Annotated in this window: 12 protein-coding genes; 7 read left to right on the forward strand and 5 right to left on the reverse strand. The window is 71.9% G+C overall.

Features of this window, described 5'->3' with window-relative positions; all coding sequences use genetic code 11:
* Positions 1 to 198: 198 nt before the first annotated feature.
* Together ACZ7N4_RS16370 and ACZ7N4_RS16375 are read right to left on the reverse strand one after the other, a co-directional pair.
* A complete protein-coding gene (locus tag ACZ7N4_RS16370) occupies positions 199 to 3,024 on the reverse strand; it encodes an aconitate hydratase (RefSeq protein WP_471358900.1) in 2,826 nt (941 codons plus the stop codon).
* A 230-nt stretch (positions 3,025 to 3,254) separates the two neighbouring features.
* Positions 3,255 to 3,944 carry a hypothetical protein gene (locus ACZ7N4_RS16375; protein ID WP_471358902.1) on the reverse strand — a complete coding sequence of 230 codons (690 nt, stop codon included), beginning with the start codon at positions 3,942 to 3,944 and terminating at the stop codon, positions 3,255 to 3,257.
* Between the two features lie 223 nt (positions 3,945 to 4,167).
* On the opposite strand from ACZ7N4_RS16375, the gene ACZ7N4_RS16380 reads away from it, so the two are divergent.
* Positions 4,168 to 5,697 carry a helix-turn-helix domain-containing protein gene (locus ACZ7N4_RS16380; protein ID WP_471358905.1) on the forward strand — a complete coding sequence of 510 codons (1,530 nt, stop codon included), beginning with the start codon at positions 4,168 to 4,170 and terminating at the stop codon, positions 5,695 to 5,697.
* A gap of 118 nt (positions 5,698 to 5,815) precedes the next feature.
* Here the strand turns inward: ACZ7N4_RS16380 and ACZ7N4_RS16385 are convergent, their stop codons facing one another.
* Complete coding sequence (locus ACZ7N4_RS16385) at positions 5,816 to 6,355, reverse strand: DUF3995 domain-containing protein (protein ID WP_471358908.1); 540 nt, start codon at positions 6,353 to 6,355, stop codon at positions 5,816 to 5,818.
* 276 nt (positions 6,356 to 6,631) lie between these two features.
* Here ACZ7N4_RS16385 and ACZ7N4_RS16390 point away from each other — a divergent pair, with 276 nt between their 5' ends.
* The 6 genes from ACZ7N4_RS16390 to sbnA all read left to right on the forward strand — a co-directional run bounded on the left by ACZ7N4_RS16390 (position 6,632) and on the right by sbnA (position 16,392).
* The gene (locus tag ACZ7N4_RS16390) at positions 6,632 to 7,015 is read left to right on the forward strand and encodes a DUF6191 domain-containing protein (RefSeq protein WP_471358910.1); all 384 of its coding nucleotides are present in this window, start codon (positions 6,632 to 6,634) and stop codon (positions 7,013 to 7,015) included.
* A gap of 346 nt (positions 7,016 to 7,361) precedes the next feature.
* On the forward strand, positions 7,362 to 9,953 hold the full coding sequence (locus tag ACZ7N4_RS16395; protein WP_471358912.1) for a Pls/PosA family non-ribosomal peptide synthetase: 2,592 nt from the start codon (positions 7,362 to 7,364) through the stop codon (positions 9,951 to 9,953).
* Positions 9,954 to 9,966: 13 nt separating this feature from the next.
* Complete coding sequence (locus tag ACZ7N4_RS16400) at positions 9,967 to 13,218, forward strand: non-ribosomal peptide synthetase (protein WP_471358915.1); 3,252 nt, start codon at positions 9,967 to 9,969, stop codon at positions 13,216 to 13,218.
* Positions 13,219 to 13,261: 43 nt separating this feature from the next.
* The gene (locus tag ACZ7N4_RS16405; protein ID WP_471358917.1) at positions 13,262 to 14,266 is read left to right on the forward strand and encodes a TauD/TfdA family dioxygenase; all 1,005 of its coding nucleotides are present in this window, start codon (positions 13,262 to 13,264) and stop codon (positions 14,264 to 14,266) included.
* On the forward strand, positions 14,263 to 15,333 hold the full coding sequence (gene sbnB / locus ACZ7N4_RS16410) for a 2,3-diaminopropionate biosynthesis protein SbnB (RefSeq protein WP_471358919.1): 1,071 nt from the start codon (positions 14,263 to 14,265) through the stop codon (positions 15,331 to 15,333). Before ACZ7N4_RS16405 ends, sbnB begins: the two co-directional genes overlap by 4 nt.
* A 36-nt stretch (positions 15,334 to 15,369) precedes the next feature.
* Positions 15,370 to 16,392 (forward strand): 2,3-diaminopropionate biosynthesis protein SbnA, encoded by a 1,023-nt coding sequence (gene sbnA / locus ACZ7N4_RS16415; RefSeq protein WP_471358921.1) that lies wholly within the window; start codon positions 15,370 to 15,372, stop codon positions 16,390 to 16,392.
* Between the two features lie 15 nt (positions 16,393 to 16,407).
* Here sbnA and ACZ7N4_RS16420 read toward each other — a convergent pair whose 3' ends face one another.
* Together ACZ7N4_RS16420 and ACZ7N4_RS16425 are read right to left on the reverse strand one after the other, a co-directional pair.
* Positions 16,408 to 17,577 carry an MFS transporter gene (locus ACZ7N4_RS16420; protein ID WP_471358923.1) on the reverse strand — a complete coding sequence of 390 codons (1,170 nt, stop codon included), beginning with the start codon at positions 17,575 to 17,577 and terminating at the stop codon, positions 16,408 to 16,410.
* A complete protein-coding gene (locus ACZ7N4_RS16425) occupies positions 17,577 to 18,092 on the reverse strand; it encodes a GNAT family N-acetyltransferase (RefSeq protein ID WP_471358925.1) in 516 nt (171 codons plus the stop codon). The genes ACZ7N4_RS16420 and ACZ7N4_RS16425 overlap by 1 nt, the downstream gene beginning before the upstream one ends.
* Between the last annotated feature and the right edge of the window lies 1 nt (position 18,093).

An 18,093-nucleotide genomic window follows, 5' to 3' on the forward strand; every position in this document is an offset into this window, starting at 1 on the left:
CCGCCGCGACGGCCACGCGCCGCCGCCGGGAGCGGCTGGGCGAGAGCCTCGACAGAGGGCGCTCGGAAGACCACTCACCGCTACCGGCGCCATGGCCAGGAGGCACCGGCCCGCTTCTTCCATACCGCGGTGCCACGGCGAGGGCCGCGCCCCCCCGGGTGCCGGGGGACGCGGCCCTGAAGCGCTGTGCGCCGCCGCTTACTTGCGGATCAGGTTGCGCAGCACGTACTGCATGATGCCGCCGTTGCGGTAGTAGTCGGCCTCACCGGGGGTGTCGATGCGGACGACCGCGTCGAACTCGACACCGGTGTCGGTGGTGACCTTGACCGTGCGCGGCGTGGTGCCGTCGTTCAGCTCGGTGACGCCGGAGATGGAGAAGGTCTCCTCGCCGGTCAGGCCGAGGGACTCGGCGGACTGGCCCTCCGGGAACTGCAGCGGCAGGACGCCCATGCCGATGAGGTTCGAGCGGTGGATGCGCTCGTACGACTCGGCGATGACGGCCTTGACGCCGAGGAGCGCGGTGCCCTTGGCCGCCCAGTCGCGGGACGAGCCGGAGCCGTACTCCTTGCCGGCCAGGACGACCAGCGGGATGCCGGCGGCCTGGTAGTTCTGCGAGGCGTCGTAGATGAAGGAGACGGGGGCTTCCCCGTCACCTTCCGCGGCCCGCGTGAAGTCACGCGTGTAGCCACCCTCCGTGCCCGGCGCGATCTGGTTGCGCAGGCGGATGTTGGCGAACGTACCGCGGATCATGACCTCGTGGTTGCCGCGGCGCGAGCCGTAGCTGTTGAAGTCGCGGCGCTCGACGCCGTGCTCCGTGAGGTACTTGCCGGCCGGGGTGTCGGCCTTGATGGCGCCGGCCGGGGAGATGTGGTCGGTGGTGACCGAGTCGCCCAGCTTGGCGAGGACGCGGGCGCCGGCGATGTCCTCGACCGGGGCCGGCTCCATGCCCATGCCCTCGAAGTACGGGGGCTTGCGGACGTAGGTGGACTCGGCGTCCCACTCGAAGGTGTTGCCGGTCGGCACCGGCAGCGACTGCCACTGGGCGTCGCCGGCGAAGACGTCCTGGTAGGACTTGGAGAACATGTCCTCGCCGATGGCGCTGGCGACGACCTCGTTGACCTCGGCCTCGGACGGCCAGATGTCCTTCAGGAAGACCTCGTTGCCGTCCTGGTCGGTGCCCAGGGCGTCCCGGGTGATGTCCACCTTCATGGAACCCGCGAGGGCGTACGCGACGACCAGCGGCGGGGACGCCAGGTAGTTCATCTTGACGTCGGGGTTGATACGGCCCTCGAAGTTCCGGTTGCCGGACAGGACCGAGGTGACGGCGAGGTCGTGGTCGTTGACGGCCTTGGAGACCTCCTCCGGCAGCGGGCCGGAGTTGCCGATGCAGGTGGTGCAGCCGTAGCCGACGAGGTTGAAGCCGACCTTGTCGAGGTACGGGGTGAGGCCCGCCTTCTCGAAGTAGTCGGTGACGACCTTCGAACCCGGGGCGAGGGTGGTCTTGACCCACGGCTTGCGGGTCAGGCCCTTCTCGACCGCCTTCTTGGCCACCAGCGCGGCGGCGACCATGACGTACGGGTTGGAGGTGTTGGTGCAGGAGGTGATGGCGGCGACCGTCACCGCACCGTGGTCCAGCTCGTAGGTGGTGCCGTCGGGGGCCGTCACCTGGACCGGGTTGGACGGTACGGAACCGGTGCCCTGGCCGTGCTGCGGGGCGCCGGCGCCGTTCTCCTGGTGGCCGTAGGCCGGGGCGTCGGAGGCCGGGAAGGACTCGTCGCTCGCCTCGTCCACCGGGGAGGCGGCGGCGTCCGGGGTCTGGGCGGCGGGCGCCTCGACGTAGTTGAGGACGTCCTTGGCGAACTGCTGGGCGGCCTCGGCGAGGACGATGCGGTCCTGCGGGCGCTTCGGGCCGGCGATGGACGGGACGACCGTGGAGAGGTCCAGCTCCAGCTTCTCGGAGAAGTCGGGCTCGGCGGCCGGGTCCAGCCAGAGGCCCTGCTCCTTGGCGTAGGCCTCGACCAGGGCGACCTGCTGCTCGGAGCGGCCGGTCAGGCGCAGGTAGTTCAGGGTCTCGTCGTCGATCGGGAAGATCGCGGCGGTGGAGCCGAACTCCGGGGACATGTTGCCGATGGTGGCGCGGTTGGCCAGGGAGGTGGCGGCGACGCCCTCGCCGTAGAACTCCACGAACTTGCCGACCACACCGTGCTTGCGCAGCATCTCGGTGATGGTGAGCACCAGGTCGGTGGCGGTGGTGCCGGGCTGCAGCTCACCGGTGAGCTTGAAGCCGACGACGCGCGGGATGAGCATGGAGACCGGCTGGCCGAGCATGGCGGCCTCGGCCTCGATGCCGCCGACGCCCCAGCCGAGGACGCCGAGGCCGTTGACCATCGTGGTGTGCGAGTCGGTGCCGACCAGGGTGTCCGGGTAGGCCTTGCCGTCGCGGACCATCACGACACGGGCCAGGTGCTCGATGTTCACCTGGTGGACGATGCCGGTGCCCGGGGGGACGACCTTGAACTCGTCGAAGGCGGTCTGGCCCCAGCGCAGGAACTGGTAGCGCTCCTTGTTGCGGCCGTACTCCAGCTCGACGTTCTGCTTGAAGGCGTCGTTCGTGCCGAACTTGTCGGCGATGACGGAGTGGTCGATGACCAGCTCGGCCGGCGCCAGCGGGTTGATCTTGGCCGGGTCGCCGCCCAGCTCCTTCACGGCCTCACGCATCGTGGCGAGGTCCACGACACAGGGCACGCCGGTGAAGTCCTGCATGATCACGCGGGCCGGCGTGAACTGGATCTCCTGGGAGGGCTGGGCCTGCGAGTCCCAGGTGCCGAGGGCGCGGATGTGGTCGGCGGTGATGTTCGCGCCGTCCTCCGTGCGGAGCAGGTTCTCCAGCAGGACCTTGAGGCTGTACGGCAGGCGAGCGGAGCCCTCCACCTTGTCCAGCCGGAAGATCTCGTACGACTCGTCGCCCACCTGCAGCGTGCTGCGGGCGTCGAAGCTGTTCGCCGACACGACAGTCTCCTTCATTGATGTGCGCGTACCACCGTCAATCGTGCCGCCACGCCGGCTTGGCCGAACCACTAAGGCCAGGCTAAGTTAGGCATGCCTTACCGGGTGTGGCGACCACGGTGCGCCTCGGCAGATATCTCGATGTCGAGATAACACTAGTACATGGGCGCCGACTGGTCATGCCCACCCGGCCCGCCGCGCACTTTGGGCCGGTCGGACGGCGGCCACCAGCCTCGCCCGGACGGCGGCTACCAGCTGCGCTCGGCGGTCATCTTGGCGGGAGCCATGACCGTCACGCTGCCGTGGTCGCCGTAGACGGACCTCCGCCAGCGGGCGAAGACCCGGGCGGTGCGCTCCAGCTCGCCGTCGTCCCACACGCCGTAGTCGACCCACACGTCGGAGACCGTACGGCCGTCGCCGTCGGCGGCGCGGACGCAGACCCCCTCGACATGGGCGGCGACGGCGACGTCCGCCTTCGAGGCGCTCGCCTTCAGATAGGCGCGGAACTCCCGGGCCATCGCGTACCACGGATGCCCGTCCGACGGAACCCGCCCGCCGTCCACGGTCGCACCCTCGGTGTCCTCGGTGCCCTCCGTACCCTCCGTGCCGGCCGCGGGCGGGGCTCCGGCCTCGCTGGTGAGGTCGGGCCCCACCCGGCCGCCCCGGCCGTCGTCGGACGTCGGACCGGACAGCTCCCGACCGTCGCCCGCGGTGTCCTCCGTGGCGCCCGAGGGGCCCTGGCCGACCGACGGGGCGTCCGAGATGTCGTCCCCCGTGTAGTCCGAGGGCGGCTCGACGTCGCACAGCTCCCCGGCCGCGGACGACCGCGACGACGGTCCGCCGCCCGCCGCGCCCGTACGCTCCGCACCGCAGGAGACGAGCGTGCAGCAGCCGGCGAGCAACGCGGCGACGACATACCGACTTGTCCCATTCCTCATGTGCATCCCCCTTTGGCATACATCCCCCTTCGGGGTCTCAGAGGGACACAGGCGGCACGGGGTTGCCTGAGGGGACGAACACTCTGGACATGGGACGATTTGCCCGGATCTTTCCGGGTACCCATGAGCCGTTGCGCACAGCGTCACTGACGAACCGTCACCGACATCACCCGAATGGACCCCCTGAGAGGCACCATCTCATATCTGAGATAACCTCAACCTCATGTCAGACGACTACCTCGTACGCATCGGCAAGCTCATCCGTGACGCCCGGCAGCACCGGGGCTGGACTCAGACACAACTGGCGGAGGCGCTCGGAACCAGTCAGAGCGCGGTCAACCGCATCGAGCGCGGCAACCAGAACATCAGCCTTGAGATGATCGCCCGAATCGGTGAAGCCCTGGACAGCGAGATCGTGTCACTGGGCTACGCGGGTCCGATGCATCTGCGCGTGGTCGGCGGCCGCCGCCTGTCCGGCGCCATCGACGTCAAGACCAGCAAGAACGCGTGCGTGGCCCTGCTGTGCGCCTCCCTGCTGAACAAGGGGCGCACGGTGCTGCGCCGGGTGGCGCGGATCGAGGAGGTGTACCGCCTGCTGGAGGTGCTCAACTCCATCGGCGTGCGCACCCGCTGGATCAACGACGGGGTCGACCTGGAATTGGTCCCGCCCGCCCGGCTGGAGATGGGCGCGATCGACGCGGAGGCCGCCGTCCGCACGCGCTCCATCATCATGTTCCTCGGCCCGCTGCTGCACCGCATGGACCACTTCAAGCTGCCGTACGCCGGCGGCTGCGACCTGGGTACGCGGACCATCGAACCGCACATGATCGCGCTGCGCCGGTTCGGTCTGGACGTCGCGGCCACCGAGGGCCAGTACCACGCCCGGGTGGACCGCTCGGTCCGCCCCGACCGGCCGATCGTGCTGACCGAGCGCGGCGACACCGTGACCGAGAACGCGCTGCTGGCCGCCGCCCGCCACGACGGCGTCACGGTCATCCGCAACGCCTCCTCCAACTACATGGTCCAGGACCTGTGCTTCTTCCTGGAGGCGCTGGGCGTCAAGGTGGAGGGCATCGGCACCACCACGCTCACCGTGCACGGCGTGCCGAACATCGACGCCGACGTGGACTACTCCCCCTCCGAGGACCCGGTCGAGGCGATGAGCCTGCTGGCCGCCGCCGTGGTGACCGAGTCGGAGCTGACGGTCCGCCGGGTGCCCATCGAGTTCCTGGAGATCGAGCTGGCGGTCCTGGAGGAGATGGGCCTCAACCACGACCGCAGCCCCGAGTACTGCGCGGACAACGGCCGTACCCGGCTGGTCGACCTCACGGTCCGCCCCTCCAAGCTCGAAGCACCGATCGACAAGATCCACCCCATGCCCTTCCCGGGCCTGAACATCGACAACGTCCCGTTCTTCGCGGCCATCGCGGCCACCGCGCAGGGCAAGACGCTCATCCACGACTGGGTGTACGACAACCGGGCCATCTACCTGACCGACCTCAACCGCCTCGGCGGCCGGCTCCAACTGCTGGACCCGCACCGGGTGCTGGTCGAGGGCCCGACCCGCTGGCGCGCCGCCGAGATGATGTGCCCGCCGGCCCTGCGTCCCGCGGTGGTCGTCCTGCTGGCGATGATGGCGGCCGAAGGCACCTCGGTGCTGCGCAACGTGTACGTCATCAACCGCGGGTACGAGGACCTCGCCGAGCGCCTGAACTCGATCGGGGCGCAGATCGAGATCTTCCGGGACATCTGACCTCCCCGCCCGGGACGCCGCCGCACCCCGTCCGACCTGTGGTGAAGCGGGCCGGGGAGGGGTGCGGCGGTGGCCGTAGGTGGCCCCGACCACCCGGACGGCCTCGGCGCACCGGTGGTCAGTCGGTGACCGCGGCTCTCTCCGCCGCCCGGCCCGTCACGCCGCCGGGGAAGGCGCGTGCCGCCAGCCCGAACAGCAGGCCGCCGAGTACGAACCAGGGGTTCCACAGGGCGAGCGTCCAGAACCTCTGCGCGGCACTGACGTCACCGACGGCGGGCGCCCCGGCGATGAGCAGCGCCTCCACGAGAAGTCCCCGGACCAGGAGCAGTACGCAGATCGCGACGCCGAGCCACCGCAGCGCACGCCACCGGTGCCCGTGCACACCGCGCCGCCGCAGCCCGAGGGCCACCGCGGCGCCGATCAGGCACAGCAGGCCTACTCCCCAGAGGCCTCCGGCTACGAACCAGGCCGGCCGCTCGGACGCGAGACGCTCACCCGACGAGACGTCCAGTCCCGCGTTTCCGCCCAGGGCCCAGAAGACATGCAAACCGGCGAAGGCCACCGCCCAGCCGGCGGCAAGGTACCCGTAGCAGCGCGACGAACCGAGCCGCAATGCACACCCCCCGTTCTGCCGCAGCACTACAGCGTCGTGCGACATCGCCGATTCTTTTCCAGCGCATCGGTCAGGGCAAGTGCTCCGCGACGGTACAGCAGTCAACCACCTGTGGGCCGCATCAAGCCGCATCGAGCTGGAAGTGGGCCGATGTCGCGCAGGAACGCCCGCACCCGGCCGTGGTCGGGCTCCTCCCCCGCCACCCGCCACAGCTCCGGACAGAGGTCCGCGAGGCCCGCGCACCGGCCGCACGGGACACCGCGCTCCGGGACCGCCCCTGGCCGGCAGCTAGCCTCAACCCTTCGACGGAAGGCTCATCCGATGACAGGCATGTGGAGCCAGGCGATAGTCCCCGGGCTCGCGTTGTTGCTGTTCGTCTCCTGCGGGACGGAGTTGGTCCTGCGGCGCTTCTTCAAGCGCAGCGCCCTCTTCCGGCGCGGCCGCGGTTCACGGCGGCCTTTGACCGGCTCGGCGTTCGACGAGTTCAACCTGATCTTCAACGGCAACAAGCTGGTCGAGATCAAGCAGCAGCAGCGGCAGGAACTGCAGCGCGACGAGGAGGGCGACGGCGCCCCGCCGCGGACGCGCATCGATCTGACCAACGGCACCGCGCGCATCGTTCTGCCCGGCGAGGACGGGGTCTTTGGGACTCCCCGTCGGACCGCCGGCCGCCCGCCGGGGACCGAGGAGGACGCCTCCCGGTGACGCCGCCGGATCGGTGAGCGGCTGGGGTCCACGGCCCCGGGTGCCGTTCGCGCGAGGACCGGCCGGCGCGGTCGCCGGGTGCCGCGACCGCCCGGACCGGTGGAGACCGCTCCGGGACCGGGACGGAGACGGGGGCGAGGGCGGCGGGCCGCCGTTCGGGTGAGGGGTGGGTGGGGCCGGTTCCGGCGGAAATCCGGGGATCGGGGGTCTTCGGACACGCTGAGTGAGCGTGCGGATCGGTGCGAAGTGGCAGCCTGCTGCCCCGCTGGCCACACTGAAACAGGTGGTTCCTGGTCAAAAGGGACCCATCCGGCCGTTGGCGAACCACACGTCCTCAGGAGATCGAATGGTGGAGCAGTCCTCGGAGGTCCCCATATCGGGGCCGGTCGAACCTGCCGTCACCCTGAGCGACACCGGGCCGGCCGTGAAGGACACCGAGAGGAAACTCGCGGCGACGCTGGCCGAGGTGACCGGCGCCGACGACGTTCCGGCCGAGAGCCACTTCTTCACCGACCTGGGTGCCAACTCCCTGGTCATGGCGCAGTTCTGCGCACGGCTCAGGAAGAACCCGGAGCTGCCCTCCCCCTCGATGCGCGACATCTACCGGCATCCCACGATCCGCAGTCTGACGGCGGCGCTGCTGGTGGCCGCCCCGGCGTCCGCCCCCGCCGCGCCCGCCGGTCCGGCCGAGGCACCGGCGGAGTCCGCGCCGGCCACGGCACCGGCCCCGGTGCGCCGCGCCGGCCGGCAGGCGCACCTGCTGTGCGGGGCGTTCCAGATGGCGGTCTTCCTGGTGTACTCCCTGTCCTACGGCTACCTCACCGCCGCGGGGTACGAGTGGATCGCCGCCGGTCCCGACCCGCTCGACATCTACCTGCGGTCCCTGGTGTTCGGCAGTGGCGGCTTCCTGCTCCTGTGCGTCTTCCCGGTCGTGGCGAAGTGGCTGCTCGTGGGCCGCTGGAAACCGGGCGAGTTCCCCGTGTGGGGCCCGGCCTATCTGCGTTTCTGGCTGGTCAAGGTGCTGCTGCACGCGAACCCGATGGTGTTCCTCGTCGGAACCCCGCTGTACGTGCTGTACCTGCGGGCCCTGGGCGCGCGGATCGGCAAGGGCGTCACGATCCTCTCCCGCTCGGTCCCGGTCTGCACCGACCTGCTGACCATCGGCGCCGGGACGGTGATCCGCAAGGACGCGTTCCTCCTGTGCTACCGCGCCCACGCGGGCCGCATCCAGACCGGGCGGGTCACGCTCGGCCGGGACGTGTACGTCGGCGAGAAGACCGTCCTGGACATCGACACCTCGATGGGCGACGGCGCTCAGCTGGGCCACTCGTCGTCGCTGCACCGCGGCCAGGCCGTCCCGGACGGCGAGCGCTGGCACGGCTCGCCGGCGGAGCCGACGCGGGTCGACTACCTCCGGGTGGCGCCGGCCCGGTGCGGTACCGCGCGCCGGACCTGGTTCGGCCTGGTCACGCTGGTGCAGCTGGTCGGCGTGTACGTTCCGATCGCCGTCGGCGGCGTGTACATGGTGTTCACCGGGATACCGGCGATCGGCAAGCGGCTCGACCCGCAGACGGCCGTGCTGAGCCGGCCGGAACTCGTCCCGGACGCGCTGGTCGTGTCGCTCGTCGTGTTCTGCGGCTTCCTCGTCCTGGGGCTCTTCGCCCTGTACGCCGTCCCGCGGCTGCTGAACCTGGTCGTCAAGCCGGACCGGGTGTATCCGCTCTACGGCTTCCACTACACGGTGCACCGGTCCGCCACCCGCCTGACGAACCTCAAGTTCTTCGCGTGGCTGTGCGGGGACAGCTCGTACATCGTGCACTATCTCCGCGGTCTCGGTTACGACCTGTCACGGGTCGAGCAGACCGGTTCGAACTTCGGCACCGAGATGCAGCACGAGACGCCGTTCCTGGTCTCCGTCGGCACCGGGACGATGGTGGCCGACGGGCTCTCCGTCATCAACGCCGACTACTCCAGCACCTCCTTCCGGCTGTCCCGGGTGTCGATCGGACCGCGGAACTTCCTGGGCAACAACATCGCCTATCCGGCGGGCGGCAGGACGGGCGAGAACTGCCTGCTCGCGACGAAGGTGATGGTCCCCCTCGACGGCGAGGTCCGCACCGGGGTGGGTCTGCTGGGCTCACCGTGCTTCGAGATCCCCCGCTCGGTGGAGCGGGACGCCCGGTTCGACCATCTCCGGACGGGTGACGAGCTGCACCGCCATCTCACCGCGAAGAACCGTTACAACCTCCGCTCGATGGCCCTGATGCTCTTCCTGCGCTGGGTGCACGTCTTCGCGCTGACGCTGTTCGCGCTCGCCTCCGTGGATCTGTACGGGGTGCTCGGGCACGTGGTGATCGGCGGGTACCTGGCGCTGCTGCTCGTCTTCTCCACCGCGTACTACGTGTTCCTGGAACGCTGCCTGATGTCGTTCCGCAGGATGCGCCCGATGCTGTGCTCCATCTACGACCGCGACTTCTGGCTGCACGAGCGGATGTGGAAGATTCCCTCGCACTTCCTCAACATCTACAACGGCACCCCCTTCAAGAGCCTCGTCTGGCGCCTGATGGGCGTGCGCATCGGGCGCAGGGTGTTCGACGACGGCTGCTACGTGACCGAGCGGACGCTCGCCACCATCGGCGACGAGTGCACCCTCAACGCCGGGAGCAAGATCCAGTGCCACTCGCAGGAGGACGGCACCTTCAAGTCCGACGGCACCACGCTCGGCGCCGGCTGCACGCTGGGCGTCGGCGCCCATGTGCACTACGGCGTGACCATGGGCGACGGCGCGGTGCTGGCACCCGATTCCTTCCTCATGAAAGGCGAGGAAGTCCCCCCGAACGCGCAGTGGGGCGGCAATCCGGCCGTGGACATGCCCGAGGCCGGCGGCCCGGGCCGGGCCGTGCAGCCGACCGGCGCCCCTGCGGCTGCCACGAGTTGAGGAAGGCCTTCCGATGGACACGCGCGTGGAGACGGACCGGGAGTTCTGGAGCCGGGAGCTGACCGCCGGCGGCGGCACCGCCGTGCCCCGGTGGACGGGCGAGCCGGTTCCCGGAGCGGCCGAGCAGGAGACCGCGGTCCCGGACGAGGTGGCGGCCCGGCTGCGCAGACTGGTGCGCCGCTCGGGGCTGCCGCTCAGCGCGGTGCTGCTCGCGGCGCACGCCAAGGTGCTGTCCGCGCTGTCCGGCGAGCCGGAGGTGGTGACGGGGTATGCCGCGGGGGTGCGCGGTGAGCCGCTGCCGTGCCGCCTGACCGTGCCCCCGGGCTCCTGGCGTGCGCTGGTGTCGGCCGCCGAGCGCGCCGAGGCGGCGGTGCTGGCCCACCGGGAGTTCCCGGTGGCGGAGCTGGCCCGTGAGCTCGGGGTGGCCGAGCCGTCGTACCAGGCCGTGTTCGGGTCCATGGGTGCCGAGGAGGCGCACGCCGGGGACGGTGTGCTGCACGTGCGCTGGTGCGAGCGGGGCGGACGGCTGCTGCTGCGCCTGCGGTACCGCACGGACGTGCTGGACGCCGGGAGCGCGGAGCGGATCGGCGGCTACCACCTGAGGGCGCTGCGGCTGCTGGCGGCCGATCCGGACGCCGGGCACGCGCAGCAGGGTCTGCTGTCGGCCGAGGAGGTGCGCGAGCAGCTGGAGGGGCTGGCGGGTCCCCGCCGGCCGCTGCCGGACGCCCGGGCGCACGAGCTGTTCGAACAACGGGTACGGGAGCGGCCGCAGGCGGTGGCCGCGGTGCACGGCGAGCGGGAGTGGACGTACGCGGAGCTGAACGCGCGCGCCAACCGGCTGGCCCGGGCGCTGCTGGCCCGGGGGCTGGGCCGGGAGGACGTGGTCGCGGTCGTCACCGAGCGGAACCTCGACTGGCTGGCGGCGACGCTGGCGGTGTTCAAGGCGGGCGGGGTGTACCTGCCGGTCGAGCCGCACTTCCCGGCCGGCCGCATCCGGGCCACCTTGTCCCGGTCGGGGTGCCGGCTGGTCCTCACCGAGTCCGGCAGCACCCGGACCCTGGACGAGGCGCTGGCCGCCGTACCGGGCGTCGAGAAGCTGCTGGTCGAGACGGCGTACGCGGAACCGCACGACGACGGCGACCCCGGGGTGCGGGTCGATGCCGGACAGCTGGCCTACATCTACTTCACCTCCGGCTCGACCGGTGAGCCGAAGGGGGCGATGTGCGAGCACGCGGGCCTGCTCAACCACCTCCACGCCAAGATCGACGACCTGGGTGTCGGCGAGGGCTCCGTGGTGGCGCAGACGGCCCCGCAGTGCTTCGACATCTCGCTCTGGCAGCTGGTGTCCGCGCTGCTGGTCGGCGGGCGGACCCTGCTGGTCGGCCAGGACGTGGTCGTGGACGTGGAGCGGTTCCTGGACACGCTGGTGCGCGGGCGGGTCACGGTGACCCAGCTCGTGCCCTCCTACCTGGAGGTGGTGGTGTCGTACCTGGAACGGCACCCGCGTGCCCTGCCGGACCTGCGGTGGGTGTCGGTGACCGGTGAGGCGCTGAAGCGGGAGCTGGTCCAGCGCTGGTTCGCGCTCCAGCCGGACATCCGGCTGCTGAACGCCTACGGACTGACCGAGACCTCCGACGACACCAACCACGAGGTCCTGGACGGCGTGCCCGACCGGGTCCTGCTGGGACGTGCGGTGAACAACGTGCGCGTCTACGTCGTGGACGAGCAGCTGTCCCTGGTGCCGCTGGGCGCCCCGGGGCTGATCGCGTTCTCCGGGGTGTGTGTGGGCCGGGGGTACGTCAACGATCCCGAGCGGACGCGGGAGGCCTACCGGACGGACCCGTACCGGCCCGGGGAGCGGCTCTACCTGGGCGGTGACTGGGGGCGCTGGCACCCCGGCGGGAAGCTGGAGTTCCTCGGCCGCCGGGACAGCCAGGTGAAGATCCGCGGATTCCGGATCGAGATCGGCGAGATCGAGAACACCCTGCTGCGGGTGGACGGGGTGCGCGACGGTGCCGTGGTCGTGGCCGAACGGGGCGGGAACACGCAGCTGATCGCCTTCCACACCGGACGGCGGCACGAGCCGGAGGTGCTGCGCGAGGCGCTCGCGGCGGCGCTGCCCGCCTACATGGTCCCGGCCGCCTTCCACTGGCGGGAGAGCCTCCCGCTGACCGCCAACGGCAAGACCGACCGGAAGGCGCTGACCGCCCAGGCCCTTCAGACGGCGCCGGACACCGGGGCCGAGGGCGGTCGGCGAGAGGAGCTCAGCGCGGCCGAGCGGCGGCTGGCGGCGGCCTGGGCGGAGCTGCTGGGCGTGCCCGAGCACCGGATCGGCCGCACGGACCACTTCTTCGACTCGGGCGGCACCTCGCTGACGGCGGTCAAGCTCAGCATCGCGCTGGACCGGGCGGTCTCGCTCAAGGACATCACCCGGCACCCGGTCCTCGCCGACCTGGCCGCCCTCCTCGACGGCGCGGACCGGCGGCGCCCGGAGCTGCTCCAGCCCCTGTCGGAGGCGGGCGGTGCGGCGGAGTGCGCGCTGGTGTGCTTCCCCTACGCGGGCGGCAACGCGGTGAACTACCGGCCGATGGCGGCGGCGCTGGCGGACAGCGGCCTGGCGGTCCTCGCGGTGGACCTGCCCGGTCACGACCTGGCGGCCCACCGGGAGCCGTTCGCGTCGATCGAGGAGGTGGCCGCACAGGTCGCCGCCGAGGTCGGCGCGCGCGGCCTGACCCGGGTCATGCTGTGGGGCCACTCCTCCGGTACCGCGCCGGCCCTGGAGACGGCCCGCAGGCTCCAGGAGCGGGGGGTCCGGGTGACGCGGGTGTTCCTCGGCGCGCAGCTCCTCGGCACCGCCGCCGAGCGCGATGCCGCCGTCAGCGAGCTGACCGGCCGGAGCGACGCGGAGATCGCGGCGCGGCTCACCGAGGACAGCGGCTACACGGAACTCGCCGAGCTCAACGAGCGGCACGCCGAGCACATCGGTGCCGCCTACCGGCACGACTGCGTGTCCGCGCACCGCTACTTCGCGGCGGCCCTGCACTCGCCGCCACCGGTACGGCTGTCCGTGCCGGTCACGGTGGTCGTCGCCGCCGACGACCCGCACACGGCGGGCCACGCCGACCGCCACCGCGACTGGCTGCTGCTGGCCGACCACGTCGATCTGCACGAACTCGCCGACGGGGGCCACTACTTCCTGCGCACCCGTCCGGCCGAGGCGGCGCAGGCCGTGCTGAGCGCGGCCGTCCCGCTGGCCTCCACCTGAGGTCCGTACGAACCACCGACACGGCGACCGAAAGGAACCCGAGATGCCGTCCTCATCCCTGGCAGCACCGCTCGACGTGGAGCTGCGGCCGGACCGGCCAGCGATGCTGCGCGTCGATCCACCGCAGGACGCCGCGGCGTGGGCGGCCGAGTACCGCGAGGCCCTGCGGGCGCAGGTCGGTGAGCACGGGGCGCTGCTCGTGCGCGGCCTCGGTCTGCAGGACCCGGGCCAGGTCGGTGCCGTGTTCGCGCGGCTGGCCGGTGAACTCCTGCCGGAGCGGGAGGCGTTCGCCCCCCGTGAGGCGCACGGCGCGGGGCTGTACTCCTCCACGCCCTGGCCGGCCAACCAGCCGATGTGCATGCACCACGAGCTGAGCTACCCGCTCCAGGTGCCCGGTCTGCTGCTGCTGGCGTGCCTGACCGCACCCGAGGACGGCGGGGCGACGGCGGTGGCCGACGCCGCCGAGGTCCTCGACGCCCTGCCCGCCGAGCTGACGGAACGCTTCGAGCGGGAGGGCTGGCTGCTGACCCGCACCTACAACGACGAGATAGGGGCCTCCCTGGCGGAGTCCTTCGGCACCGACGACCGGGACGCGATCGAGCGCTACTGCCGCGCGAACGCCATCGACGTCCGCTGGCAGGACGACGGCTCCCTGCACACCGAGCAGCGCCGCTGCGCCGTCGTACGGCACCCCCTCACCGGCCGGCGGTGCTGGTTCAACCAGATCGCCTTCCTCAACGAGTGGACGCTCGCCCCGGAGGTGCGCGAGTACCTGGTGGACGAGTACGGCGCCGACGCGCTGCCGTTCAACACCCGGTACGGCGACGGCAGTCCGATCCCGGAGGACGTCGTCCAGCGGATCAACACCGTCTACGAGGAGCACACCCGGCGCGAACCCTGGCAGGCCGGTGACCTGATGCTGGTGGACAACATCGGCACCGCGCACAGCAGGGAGCCCTTCACCGGGGAGCGGCGGATCCTGGTCGGCCTGGCCGAGCCGCGGCGCCTGGCCGACTCCTGCCCGGCGGGGGAGGCGAGCGGGCGATGACCGATCTGCTGTCGACCAGCCCCGAGCCGGCCACGCCCCACCCCGCCTCGCCGCCCACCTTCGCGGTGATCTCCGGCAAGCAGGTGCGGCAGGCGCTCGGCGGGCGGGAGAAGGAACTGGTGGAGCTGGTCGAGGCCACCTACCGGCTGCACGGCGCCGGGGACTCGGTCAACCCGCCCTCGTACTTCCTGCGCTTCCCCGACCGGCCGTCCTCGCGGATCATCGCGCTGCCCGCCTCCCTCGGCGGCACCACGCGGGTGGACGGCCTGAAGTGGATCTCGAGTTTCCCGGACAACGTGCGCGCCGGCCTCCCCCGGGCCTCCGCCGTGCTGATCCTCAACGACCACGAGACCGGCTACCCCTTCGCCTGCCTGGAGAGTTCCGTCATCAGCGCGACCAGGACGGCGGCCTCCGCCGCGCTGGCCGCCGACTGGCTCAGCCGCACCCGGACCCGCCCCCGCCGGGTCGGGTTCTTCGGCACGGGCCTGATCGCCCGGTACATCCACACCTTCCTCGCCGGCACGGGCTGGACCTTCGACACGATCGGCCTGCACGACCTGTCCGCCGAGAGCACCGACGGCTTCCGCGGCTATCTGCGCCAGGCCGGTGCCCCCGGGCAGGTCACCGTGCACGACAGCGCCGAGGACCTGATCCGCTCCAGCGACCTGGTGGTCTTCGCCACCATCGCCGGCCGGCCGCACGTCACGGCCCCGGGCTGGTTCGAGCACAACCCCCTCGTGCTGCACGTGTCGCTGCGCGACCTCGCCCCCGAGATCCTGCTGGGCGCGGCCAACTTCGTGGACGACGTCGACCACTGCCTCCAGGCGGACACCTCCCCGCACCTGGTCGAGCAGCGCACCGGGAACCGTGACTTCCTCAACGGCACCCTCTGCGACGTGATGCTCGGCCGGGCCGCCCCGCCCCCCGACCAACCAGTGGTCTTCTCCCCCTTCGGCCTCGGCGTCCTCGACCTGGCCGTCGGCAAGTACATCTACGACCAAGTGGCCCGGGCGGGAGAACTCCGCCTCATCGACGACTTCTTCCACGACCTGCGCCGGTACGGCTGAGGCCGTTGCCCCCGGCCCTGGCACCAGGAGGCTGCCGTGCCCGTCATCTCCGCCCCCCACGCCTTCAACGAGGGAAGTCTCTTCGTCGATCTGGAACCGGTCTTCGGACAGCGCCTCTACCTCAAGTGCGAGGGCTTCAACTTCGCCGGCTCCATCAAGTTGAAGGCCGCGAACGAGATGGTCGAGAGCGCCGAACGGGACGGCAGCCTGACGCCGGACTCCATCCTCGTGGAGTCCTCGTCCGGCAATCTCGGCGTCGCGCTCAGCATGATCGCGGCCAGCAAGGGCTACCGGTTCCTGTGCGTGACGGACTCCCGGTGCAACCTGTCGACCAAGCTGCTGATGGAAGCCCTGGGCAGCCATGTGCACGTGGTGACGGACCTGGACGCCAACGGGGGTTTCCTCGGCACGCGGCTGGAGTACGTCCGCGCGCTGTGCGCGTCCGACGACCGGTACGTGTGGCTGAGCCAGTACACCAACGCGGGGAACTGGCGGGCCCACTTCCGTACGACCGCTCCGGAGATCGCCGGCCAGTTCCCGCGCCTGGACGTGCTGTTCGTCGGGACCGGAACCGCCGGCACGCTGATGGGCTGCGCCCGCTACTTCCGCGAGTGGCGGCGGCCGGTGCGGATCGTCGCCGTGGACAGCGTGGGCTCGGTCGCCTTCGGCGGCACGCCCGGCCGCCGGATGATTCCCGGCCTGGGCATGAGCATGCGTCCGCCGCTGCTCGACGAGTCGTACGTGGACGAGGTGGTCCGGGTGGAGGAGGCGGACACCATCCGCACCTGTCACCGCATGGCCCGACACGGCTTCCTGTTCGGCGGCTCCACGGGCACGGTGGTCAGTGCCGCGACGGACTGGCTGTCCCGGCACGGCACCAGCGGCCTCACCGCGGTGGCCATCGCCCCCGACCTCGGCGAGCGCTACCTCGACACCATCTACCAGACCAACTGGCTGCAGGACCTCTACGGCGAGAACCTGCTGGACGCGGCCGAGGCGGACAGCCCGTGGCAGGAGGACTCCGCGTCCCGCGGCCAGGGACACCGCGGCAGTCCGTGACGGCACCGGCCAGGCTCACCCCACCGGTTCCGGGGTGCGGGCCGGCCACGGGATGCGGAACGCGGTCGCCGTGACGACCAGGGCCGAGGCCGCCACCGTGGCCATGCCCGCGGTCAGATCGGCCGCACCGGCCACGAAGCCGATCAGGGCGGGGCCGGCCAGCAGGCCCGTGGTGCCCGTGGCCGCGACCAGCGCCAGCGCGTCCGGGCCACGGCCGGCCGCCGCCACGTACACGCACGGGGTGACGGCCGCCGCGCCGAGGCCGACGCAGGCGAAGCCGAGCAGCGTGGGGACCACTCCCCCGGTGAGGAGGGCGAGGGCCAGGCCGACGGCGGCCACCGCGCTGCCGGCGCGCACCACCCGCCCGTCGCCCCAGCGGGTGCGCCAGCGGTCCGCGCACAGCCGGGCCAGCAGCATCATCACGGAGACGACCGCGATGCCGAGCGGGGCGACGGTCGCGGACGCCCTGACCACGTCCTTCAGATAGAGCGTCGACCAGTCGTTCATGGCGCCCTCGGTGATCGTGCCGAAGACCATCGCACAGCCCAGCAGGAGGGTCGCTGCGGACGGCGGGCCGCGCCGGGCGCGCCGTCTCGGACCGCCCTCGCGGGCGGGGTCCGCCTCCTCGTGCGGGAGCAGGCCGGGGCGGGCGCCGGTGAGCAGGAGCAGCAACAGGGCGCCGGCGGCGGCGAAGTGGGCGGGCACGGACCCGGTCAGGGTGGTGACGCCCGAGGCCAGCAGGGCGGCGGCGAGCAGCCCGCCGCTGAAGGTGGCGTGCAGTTGCGCCATGGCCGTACGCCCGTGGAGGCTCTCCAGCGCGGCCCCCTGCGCGTTCATGGCGACGTTGAGGCAGCCGACGGCGATGCCGTCGGCGCACACCGCGAGCAGCGCCAGAGGGTAGTCGGGTACGACGGACAGCGCGGCCAGGACGGCGATCAGGGCGGCGGCGGAGGCGAGGGACAGCAGCCGGGAGCCGAGGCGCCGCATCAGGGCGGCGACCAGCGGGAAGGAGGCCGCCGCTCCGGCCCCGCAGGCCATCAGCAGCAGGCCCACCTCGCCGGCGCCCAGGTCCAGCCGGGCCTTCAGGGCGGGCAGCCGGGAGACCCAGGTGCCGTACTGGAAGCCGAGGAAGCAGAACAGCGCGGCGATCGACCACTTGGCGCGCCGGAAGGAGGGTGCGGTCATCAGCTCGCCCTCCGCGGGGCGGCGACCGGCGCCGACATGTACACCGCGCCGCTGCCGTAGCCGGCCGGCACCCGCGCGTCGGGGTGGGGGCGGTAGCCGTTGGCCCGCCAGAACGGCTCCCGGCCGGCGAGGGCGACCAGCGACAGGGTCGCGAAACCGCGGGCGCGGGCCGCGTCCCTGAGGTGCCGGGCCAGGCGGGTGCCCAGGCCCCGGCGCCGCAGGGGCGCGCTGACGACCAGGTCGTGCAGGTGGAGGTTGGCGGCGTGGTCGGTGGCCGGGTGGGCGGCCTGGTCCGGGCGGCCCGGGTCGGGGCAGTGGAACCGCCGGTAGGGCAGGGCGAGGACGTAGCCCGCGATGCGGCCGTCGAGGTCCAGGACGAAGCTGGTGCCCGCCGAGGCACGGGAGCGCAGGCCCGCCTCCCCCTCGGTCAGCGGGGTGTCCGCGTACGCCCCGGCCTCCAGGGCCGCGACCTGGGGCCAGTCGGCCTCGGTGATGCCCCGTATGAGGCCTGTCATG

It is taken from the genome of Streptomyces sp. NPDC107654, from assembly GCF_055639035.1.